This is a genomic window from Cellulomonas sp. PS-H5, from assembly GCF_019265565.1.
GTDB lineage: Bacteria > Actinomycetota > Actinomycetes > Actinomycetales > Cellulomonadaceae > Cellulomonas.
On sequence record NZ_JAHVCI010000020.1, the window covers coordinates 60,640 to 69,511 of the forward strand.

The following is an 8,872-nucleotide window of genomic DNA, read 5'->3' on the forward strand; positions in this document are numbered from 1 at the left end:
GATGGCTCTCGCGAACCCCGCGCAGCGGACCGCCGCCCCGGCCGCCGGCCGCCCGACCCGCGCCCGCCGCGCGCGGTGGTGGGCGGAGATCGGCTGGAAGTACCCCGTCGGACTCGTCATCGTGTTCTACGCGGTCTTCCCGCTGGTCTACGCGCTGTCCGCAGCGCTCGACCCCTCCGGCTCGCTCGCCGGGTCGAGCTCGCTGTTCCGGACCATCGGCCTGGACAACTTCGTCGCGCTCGGTGACACCCTGTACTGGACCTGGGTCGGCAACACCCTGCTGATCGGCGGCGTCGCCTCGTTCGGCGCGGTGCTCATGGGCGCCGCCGCGGCCTACGCATTCTCCCGGTTCCGGTTCCAGGGGCGGCGCGCGTCGCTCACCTCCCTGCTGATCATCCAGATGTTCCCGCAGACCGTGGCGTTCGTGGCCGTGTTCCTGCTGCTGATCTCGCTGGGGAACGTGATCCCCGCGCTGGGTGTGAACTCGCGGGTCGCGCTGATCTGCGTCTACCTGGGCGGCGCGCTCGGGGCCAACACGTTCCTCATGTACGGGTTCTTCAACTCCGTGCCGCGGGAGATCGACGAGGCCGCGCGCATCGACGGCGCGACGCACTCGCAGATCTACTGGCGGCTGATCATGCCGCTCGTGACGCCGATCCTCGCCGTCGTGGCGCTGCTCGCGTTCATCTCCGCGTTCGGCGACTTCATCCTGGCGCGCATCGTGCTGACGAGCGAGGAGAACTGGACGCTGGCGGTCGGGATGTACCAGTGGGTGTCCAACCAGCTGACCTCGCGGTGGGGGCTGTTCGCGGCCGGCGCGGTCATCGGCTCGATCCCGGTGCTCGCGCTGTTCCTGTCGCTGCAGCGGTACATCGTCGGCGGCCTGTCCGCCGGCTCCGTGAAGGGCTGACGTGCCCGTAAGGTCAGGGGTCGTGGACACGACCGCGCGCCGACGCCCGACGATCCGCGACGTCGCCGCGGCCGCCGGCGTCTCCCGCGGGACCGTGTCCCGGGTGCTCAACGGCGGGCACTGGGTGTCGCCCGAGGCGCTCGCGGCGGTGCAGGAGGCCATCCGCTCGACCGGGTACTCCGCGAACCAGCACGCGCGCAGCCTCGTCACCGGCCGGTCCAACTCGGTGGCGTTCCTGCTGACCGAGCCGCAGCACCTGCTGTTCGAGGACCCGACGTTCTCGATCCTGCTCCGCGCGGCCGCCGAGGCGCTGGCCGCGCGGGAGATGCCGCTGCTGCTCATGGTCGCCGGCAGCCAGCAGGAACGGCGGCGGATCACCGACTACGTCGCCGCCGGGCACGTCGACGGTGTGCTGCTCATCTCGTCGCACCGGGGGAACCCGGTCGTCGGCGAGCTGCTGCGCCAGGGCGTCCCGACGATCGCCTGCGGCGAGCCGCTGGGGTACGAGGACCGGATCGGCTGGGTGTCCGCGGACGACGCGGGCGGCGCGCGCCGGATGACCGAGCACCTGCTGTCCCGCGGCCGGACCCGGGTCGCGACGATCACCGGGCCGATGGACACGCCGGGCGGGTTCCGGCGCCTCGCGGGGTACCGGTCCGCGCTCGGGGAGGCGTACGACGACGACCTGGTCGCGCACGGCGACTACACGCGCGCCTCCGGTCAGGCGGCCATGCGCGAGCTGCTCGAGCGCCGGCCCGACCTGGACGCCGTGTTCGTGGCCTCCGACCTCATGGCCGCTGGGGCGCTCGTCGCGCTCCGCGAGGCCGGGCGGTCCGTGCCGGGCGACGTCGCGGTCGGCGGCTTCGACGACTCGGGGCTCGCCGCGACGCTGGAGCCGGGGCTGACCACGATGCGGCAGCCGTTCGAGCGCATCGCGTCCGAGATGGTGCGGCTGCTGCTCGAGGTCGTCGAAGGGGCGGAGCCCGCCCGGATCACGCTGCCGACGTCGCTGGTGGAGCGGGCCTCGGCCTGATCCCGCGCGCTCACCGCGGCGCGCTGCCGCGAGGCGCTCAGTGCCGGCCGCGGCTCGAGTAGCGGGGCCGGCGCCGCGGCAGCCGCCAGGTGAAGGGGTGCGCGTGCCGGTGGTACGCGAGGTCGAGGGCGCCGGACGGGACCTCCCACCGGCCCTCGACGAGCGGGACCGACGTCAGGGCCTCGTGGAGCGAGACGACGCGGTCGTAGCCGGACCCGGTGCTGCGCTCCCAGAGCGCCCGGCCGGCTGGGGTCGGCTCCCACGTGCGGTCGGCCTCGGCGAGCAGCCCCGACGCCAGCAGCCGGCCGACGGACCGGCTCAGGTCGGCCTCGGACGGGATGTCGTGCGCGTAGTGGTCCGCGGCGCCGACGAGGGCGCTCAGCTCGTCGTGCCGGGTGCCCGCGCCGATCGCCGCGAGGATCCAGGCGTCGGTGTGCTCCCAGCCCGCTCCCGTCATGGCGCGAGGCTAGCGCCCGCCGAGACGCGGCCGCGCCTGCCACACTCGGGGCATGGCCGACCGTCACGCGCTGATGCTGCTCGACTCCGCGTCCCTGTACTTCCGGGCGTTCTACGGCGTCCCCGACTCGGTGAAGGCGCCCGACGGCACCCCGGTGAACGCGGTGCGCGGCCTGCTCGACATGATCGCCCGGCTGGTCACCGACCACCGGCCCGACCGGCTCGTGGCCTGCTGGGACGAGGACTGGCGACCGGCGTTCCGGGTCGCGGCCATCCCGTCGTACAAGGCGCACCGCGCGGTCGGCGGAGCCGAGGCCGCGGCGGCCGCGTCGTCCGACGGCGTGGCGGTGGCCGAGGAGGTCCCGGACGCGCTGGCGCCGCAGGTGCCGGTCATCGCCGAGGTGCTGGCCGCGCTCGGCATCGCCCGCGCGGGCGCCGAGGGCTACGAGGCCGACGACGTGATCGGCACCCTCACCGCGCGGGAGGTCGCGCGGCCGGCGGGGGAGCGGTCGCCGGTGCTCGTCGTGACGGGCGACCGGGACCTGTTCCAGCTGGTCGACGACGAGGCGCCCGTGCGGGTGCTCTACACGATCCGCGGGATCAAGGACATCGAGGTCGTCGACGCCGCGCGGCTACGGGAGAAGTACGCCGTGGCGTCGGGGAGCGCCTACGCCGACATGGCGGTGCTGCGCGGCGACCCGAGCGACGGCCTGCCCGGCGTGGCCGGCATCGGGGAGAAGACCGCCGCCGCGATGCTCGCGAAGTACGACGACCTGCCGGGGCTGCTGGCCGCGCGCGACGCCGGCGACCGCGGGCTGACCGCGACCCAGCGGCAGCGGCTCGTCGCCGCCGACGACTACCTGGCGGTGGCGCCCGGGGTCGTGCGCGTCGCGGCGGACGCGCCGGTGCGGCTGGCGGACGGCGCGCCGCCCGCGGGTCCGGACGCGTTCGCGCTGCCGCGGGAGCCCGTCGACGGCGCGGCCCTGGTCGACCTCACGGCCCGCTGGGGCCTGGAGTCGAGCGTCCGCCGGGTCCTGACGGCCCTGGCCAACCGCTGACGCGCGGGCCTGCCGCTCCACCTACGGTTTCCTGCGCGGCCGCACGCGATCGTCGGTGGGCGGGCAGGGAAGCGTAGGCCGCGTGCTGCGTCGCCCCGGGCGCACGAGAAGGGGGTCACCGCCCCCCGGTGACCCCCCTCGCGGTGCGGCCGGCCCTGGATCCCCCCGGCCCGTCCGCACCGCCCTCCCGCGCCGGGCTGCGGCGCCCCAGGGAGCGGACGACCCCCGCGTCCGCACCGCCGCCGCGCGCCCCGCGCGCCGACCCGTCGCGCCCGGTCCGGGCGCGACGGGCGCGTCTCAGCGCACCTTCAGCACCCCGATCGTGAGCGTCGGGGTGTAGCCGCCGTCGCCGGTGTACAGCGCGGTCACCGTGGTGGTCCGGCTGACGGCCGGCAGCGTGACCGTGGCGGAGCCGTCGGTCAGCGCGACGGTGGCGACGGGCTTGATGCCCGCCAGGACCGTCACCTTGCCGCCGGCGGCCGGGGCGCCCTCGGGGCCCGCGACCGTGACGGTCACCGCGGGCGTGGCGCCCCGGGAGACGGTCCACGACGGCGTGTCCAGGCTGATCGTCGGGACGGTCGCCAGCACCCGGTAGGAGCGCTGGGTCTGCGAGCCGTCGACGTCCGCGCTGCCCGTGTACACCGCGGTGAGGGTGTGCGACCCCGACTTCAGGTCGCGGGGCAGGTCGATCGTGGCGGTCGCCTGGTTCCCCTCGCCGGCCGCGAGCTCGCCGGTGGCCAGGACCGTGCCGCGCTCGCGGATCTCCACGGTGCCGGCCGGGACGGCGCCCTGGCCGGTGACGGTCACCGTCGCGCTGACCTCGGAGCCGTACCGGCCCGAGTTCTGCGACAGCGTGACCTTCGTGGTCGAGCCCGCCTTCTTCACGTCGACCGTCACCGCCGCCGACTCCGACCCCGCGAACGCCGCGGTGTCCGGCGTGAACACCGCCGTCAGCGCGTGCGCCCCGCCGCCGAGCCGGACGGTCGCCGTGGCGGTCCCGCCGGAGACCGGGGCCGTCGCGACCTCCGTGCCGTCCGCGCGGAACGACACGGTGCCGGTGGCCTCGGCGGGGGACACGGTGGCGGTCAGCGTCAGGTCCTTGCCGACCTTCGCCGGCCCGGTGACCTCCAGCGTGGTCGTCGTGGCCACGGCCTCCGGCACGGCGACGTCGAGCACCTGGGCCCGGGTCGTCGGGTCGGCGTTGTGGCTGTGCAGCACCAGCAGCTGGTCCGCCGGGGCGGCCGTCGTCGCCGACCGGTGCACCGTGAGCTCGGTGGCGTCGGACGCCGCGAACCACAGGGCGTCGGTCACGCCGCCGTCGAACCAGTACGGCGGGTCGAACGGGTCCACCGTGAACGGCTCGGCCGCGTCGACCTGGCCGCTCGGGTCGGCCGCGTAGTCCGACGACGTCCAGACCGTGACGGCCGGGGTGGCCCCGGGCTCGAGGCCGAGCGCGGCGATCCCGACCGGCGCGACCAGCACCGAGTTGTCGAACACCGTGGTGTCCACGTCGCCGAACGCGCCGTTCACGCCCTGGACGTCGAGCACCTCGCCGGTGTCGTAGTCGAAGGTCGCGGCCACCGTGACGTCGGCGGCGTCGCTCAGCTTCTGCACGACGGTCTGGGCCTCGGTCGTGCCGTCCCGGTCGACGTCCCAGTCGACGACGGGGAGCACGGCCTGGCCGAGCGTCGCCCAGTCGCCGTCCACCGCGATGCCGACGCCGAGGTAGCCCTCGGCCGGGTCCCCGCCCGCGGCCGCCTGCTGCGGCGCGGTGGAGGTCCAGCCGACCCAGCGCAGGTCGCCGGAGGCCACCGCGGAGTCCGAGGTGACGAAGCCGGGCACGTCCTCGAGCTTCGGGCTGGTGGCCCCCAGCGTGAGGGGCGCGACCAGCGAGGTCCAGCCGCCCGAGTCGACGCCCCGGCCCGAGAGGGTCAGCGCGGCGGTGCCGGCACCGGCGTCGGCGAAGGACACCGGGTCGGCCGTCAGCTCGGAGACGAGCCGCGGCGCGGCCTGCACCGGCACCCGGAGCTCGGCGTCGCCCGAGGTCAGGACGAGCCGGCCGGACAGGGACGCCACGTACTCGCGCGGCACACCGCCCTGGGTGGTCGCCTGCGTCGGGTCGATCTCCCGCTCCAGGGTCGCCGGGTCGGCGGTGAGGGTCAGCGTGACCAGCCCCTGCTGGCCGGCGGGCACCGTCAGCGTCGCGGGGGAGGTGGTGATCGTCGCGCCGCCGGTGGTGGTGGCCGCGGCGAAGGCGGTGTCGTAGCTGACCGGCTCAGTGCCGGTGTTCTGCACCGTGACGGTCTTCTTGAGCGTGACGGGCTCGGCGCCCACGTCGACGACGCCGAAGGTCACCGACACCTGGTCCGGGTCCTCCGAGCCGTAGGCGAGCACCGTGTCGGCGACCGCGGCGCGCGCGTCGACCCGGCCGGAACCGACCCGCTGCGGGCCGTAGGCCGTGCCGGACTGGTTCGCGCCGGTCCACACGTCGTGCGTGGCGGTGTTCATCACCGCGGCCTTGACCTGCGCGGGCGTCCAGCCGGGCTGGGTCGCCCGGACCAGCGCCGCGATGCCGGCCACGTGCGGCGAGGACATCGAGGTGCCGGACAGCGACTGCGCGTCGGCGCCGGTGCCGGAGGCCGCCGAGAAGATCAGCGTGCCGGGCGCCGCGACATCGGGCTTGATGATGCCGAGCGAGCCGTGCGCGCCGCGGGACGAGCCCGGGTTGAGGGCGTCGCCGATCTCGTCGGACGTGACCGAGGCCGCGAGCGACGGGCCGATGTGCGCGACGACGCCGCCGGCCTGGATCGACGGGAGCAGCGCGTCGGTGGACGACGCGGTGAGCTGCGCGCCCGGGATGGTCGCGTTGCCGGAGATGCCCGCGGAGAACACGGTCGACTCCGTGCCGATCAGCACGCCGACCGCGCCGGCGGCCTCGGCGTTGTTCCACCGGGCGACGGAGCCGCAGGCGCGGGTCGCGTCGTCGTCGTCCCACCACAGGTAGACGATGTTCCCGGTGATCTCCGCCGCGCGGTCCGTCAGCGGGGTGCAGCCGTCCACGCCGTCGCCCAGGTAGACGACCGGGGCGGTGACGTCCTCGGTCCCGGCGTAGGAGATGGAGTTCTGCGCGGCCCAGGTGCCGACGGCGGCGGGGTCGGGCGCCGCGGTGACCTCGACGCCGTCGTAGGTCTGCGGGCTGCCGACGGAGTTCGCGACGGTCAGGCCGGAGGCCGCCGAGCCGGGCGAACCGCCGACGTCCGTGATGTCGGACGAGTTGCCCGCGGACAGCACCGCGAGGGTGCCGAGGTCGGACAGCCGGTCGATGAGCAGGTTGTCCGGGTCGTCGGACGGGGTCGCGGAGGCGCCGAGCGACAGGTTGACCACGTCGAGGTGGTCGCCGAAGTTGCCGTCGCCGTCGGGGTCGGCCGCCCAGTCGAGGGCGAGGCCGGTGAGGTCGGTGGACCCGCCGATGTCGCCGAACACCTTGAGGGCGTAGATCCCCGCGCCGGGCGCCGAGCCCGGGCCGACCTGCCAGTCGGACAGGTCGGTGAGCGTGGCGTAGTCGCCGGTGAAGGTCGTGCCGTCCGGCTGCACGCCGTAGCCGGCGGCGGTGCCGGCGACGTGCGTGCCGTGGCCGGAGTTGTCCGACGTGTACAGGCTGTCGATCGGGTTGTCGTCCGGCGTCGGCGTCAGCGTGGCGCCCGGCAGCTCGGAGTTCGGGTCCGCGTCGTACAGCGGGCCGGCGAAGTCGTAGCCGCCCAGGTACTTGGCCGGGTCGAACAGGCCGTCGGGGACCGGCTGCGTGCCGTCCTCGCCGTACGCCTGCTGGTAGGCCTCGACCGTGCCGGGGCCGCCGAAGTCGGCGTGCGTGTAGTCCAGGCCGGTGTCGATGACGCCGATCCGGACGCCCTCGCCGGTCTGGCCGGTGTCCTGCCACACCTGCAGCGCGCGGGTGAAGGCGTCCGTGGAGGAGTTGTCGGCGGTCTTGGTGGTCACCCGGTACACCGCGACGACGTCGTCGGAGGCGGCCAGGTCCCGGACCTGCGCGGCGTCGCCCGTGACGAGCGTGCCGGCGACCAGGTTGGACAGGGTGGCGATCCGCTCGGGCGCGACCGCGGCGGTGCGGGCGGCCGGGTCGGACTCGGCGGGCACGACGGCCTCGGCGACCTGCTCGACCTGCGCCGTCGCGGCCTGGACCGCGGCCGCGTCGCCGCCGTCCTCCGCGACGTCGAGGCCCGAGGGGGCGTCCAGCTGCACGAACGCGGTGACGGTGCCCTCGGCGTCGGCGAGGCCGGAGGAGACCTTGTCCTCCGTGCCGGCGAGCACGTCGTCCGACGCGACTGGGTCTCCCGCGCCCGCGGCCAGGCCGGGGTCGAGCGGGAGCGGTGGCGACGCGGCGCCCGGCCCCGCGGCGGAGGCGGCGGTGCCCCCGAGCGTGGTGGTGGCGGCCAGCGCCAGGACGGTCAACGAGGCACGGAGCGAGCGACGCGTCATGGGAATCCGTTCGTCGGGCAGGATGCAGAGGTGCACCGCGGCATGACATGGCGTCATGCACGACGGTGACTGCGGCCTCACGCTACAAACTTCTGGGCGATTCGTCACGGTTTCGCCACACATTGGCCTTCCAGCGCTTGCACAGGCGTCGCTAGCATGGGTGATACGGGTCACCGAGGCAGTGGCACCGCCGCCGCGCCCGCCGGGCGGCACGCGACGGCCGCCGGCACCCGAGGCATGTGGGGATCTCGTGAAGATCGCCCGCCGGATCGTCACGGCATCTTCGCGGATCGGTCGCCGGGCCCTTGAAGGACCCCGAGGTCCGCTGCCTAACCTCGTCGACCGTGAGTGAACGCATGCCCGCCGCGCGGAGCTCGTCCCGCGGCAGGCACGCAGCCCCGCGCGTCGAGCGCGACCCCGCGGCACCGGCCACCGCGACGACACCCACGCCCGCCTTCCCCGGGGAGGTGGGCGCGGTCGTGCCCACCGGCCGGACCGACGCACGCCAGCCCGCCCCCGCGGAGCCCGGCGCGTCGACCGCCCCGTCCCCGATCGAAGGTGCAGCACCCCCGCCCGTGACGTCCTCCCTCCACGACACCAGCGCCCCCTCCGAGACCACCCGCCCCGCCGACGGCACCCCCTCCGCAGCCGGCGCCCCGGCCGTCGCGGCGACCCGCCGGGCCCGCGGCCGCCGCGCCGCCGGGCCCGCGCAGGACGGTCCCGCCGACGCCGCGACCCCGGTCGCGGTGATCGCCGTGACCCCGGCGGCCGACCGCGCTCCCGCGGACGCCGTCCGCGCCGACGCAGCGGCGCCTGCCGACGCGGCCGACGCCGTCGCCCCCGCCGACGCCCCCTCCGACACCACGCCGGTCCCCGCCGACGCGCTCCCGACCCGCCGGTCGTCCGCCGCCGCGGGCCGCC

General features: G+C 75.7%; 5 protein-coding genes and 1 pseudogene. 4 read left to right on the forward strand and 2 right to left on the reverse strand.

The window, feature by feature from the left end; translation table 11 throughout:
- Position 1 precedes the first annotated feature (1 nt).
- Together J5O08_RS10090 and J5O08_RS10095 are read left to right on the forward strand one after the other, a co-directional pair.
- A complete protein-coding gene (locus J5O08_RS10090) occupies positions 2-910 on the forward strand; it encodes a sugar ABC transporter permease (protein ID WP_218706709.1) in 909 nt (302 codons plus the stop codon).
- A gap of 22 nt (positions 911-932) precedes the next feature.
- Positions 933-1,943, forward strand: coding sequence for a LacI family DNA-binding transcriptional regulator (locus tag J5O08_RS10095; RefSeq protein WP_218706710.1), 1,011 nt, complete (start codon positions 933-935; stop codon positions 1,941-1,943).
- A 37-nt stretch (positions 1,944-1,980) separates the two neighbouring features.
- Here J5O08_RS10095 and J5O08_RS10100 read toward each other — a convergent pair whose 3' ends face one another.
- Entirely contained in the window at positions 1,981-2,400 is a 420-nt protein-coding gene (locus J5O08_RS10100) for a hypothetical protein (protein ID WP_218706711.1), read from the reverse strand.
- A 52-nt stretch (positions 2,401-2,452) separates the two neighbouring features.
- Here J5O08_RS10100 and J5O08_RS10105 point away from each other — a divergent pair, with 52 nt between their 5' ends.
- Positions 2,453-3,457 carry a 5'-3' exonuclease gene (locus tag J5O08_RS10105; protein WP_218706712.1) on the forward strand — a complete coding sequence of 335 codons (1,005 nt, stop codon included), beginning with the start codon at positions 2,453-2,455 and terminating at the stop codon, positions 3,455-3,457.
- Positions 3,458-3,754: 297 nt separating this feature from the next.
- Here the strand turns inward: J5O08_RS10105 and J5O08_RS10110 are convergent, their stop codons facing one another.
- On the reverse strand, positions 3,755-7,951 hold the full coding sequence (locus J5O08_RS10110) for a S8 family serine peptidase (protein WP_218706714.1): 4,197 nt from the start codon (positions 7,949-7,951) through the stop codon (positions 3,755-3,757).
- Positions 7,952-8,526: 575 nt separating this feature from the next.
- On the opposite strand from J5O08_RS10110, the pseudogene J5O08_RS10115 reads away from it, so the two are divergent.
- Positions 8,527-8,872, forward strand: a pseudogene (locus J5O08_RS10115) (hypothetical protein); the annotation flags it as partial.

Excerpts from the sequence above, each read along its gene's own strand:
- J5O08_RS10090 (WP_218706709.1), top strand. The coding sequence starts at position 2 with ATGGCTCTCGCGAACCCCGCGCAGCGGACCGCCGCCCCGGCCGCCGGC.
- J5O08_RS10100 (WP_218706711.1), bottom strand. The coding sequence starts at position 2,400 with ATGACGGGAGCGGGCTGGGAGCACACCGACGCCTGGATCCTCGCGGCG.
- J5O08_RS10110 (WP_218706714.1), bottom strand. The coding sequence starts at position 7,951 with ATGACGCGTCGCTCGCTCCGTGCCTCGTTGACCGTCCTGGCGCTGGCC.
- J5O08_RS10105 (WP_218706712.1), top strand. The coding sequence starts at position 2,453 with ATGGCCGACCGTCACGCGCTGATGCTGCTCGACTCCGCGTCCCTGTAC.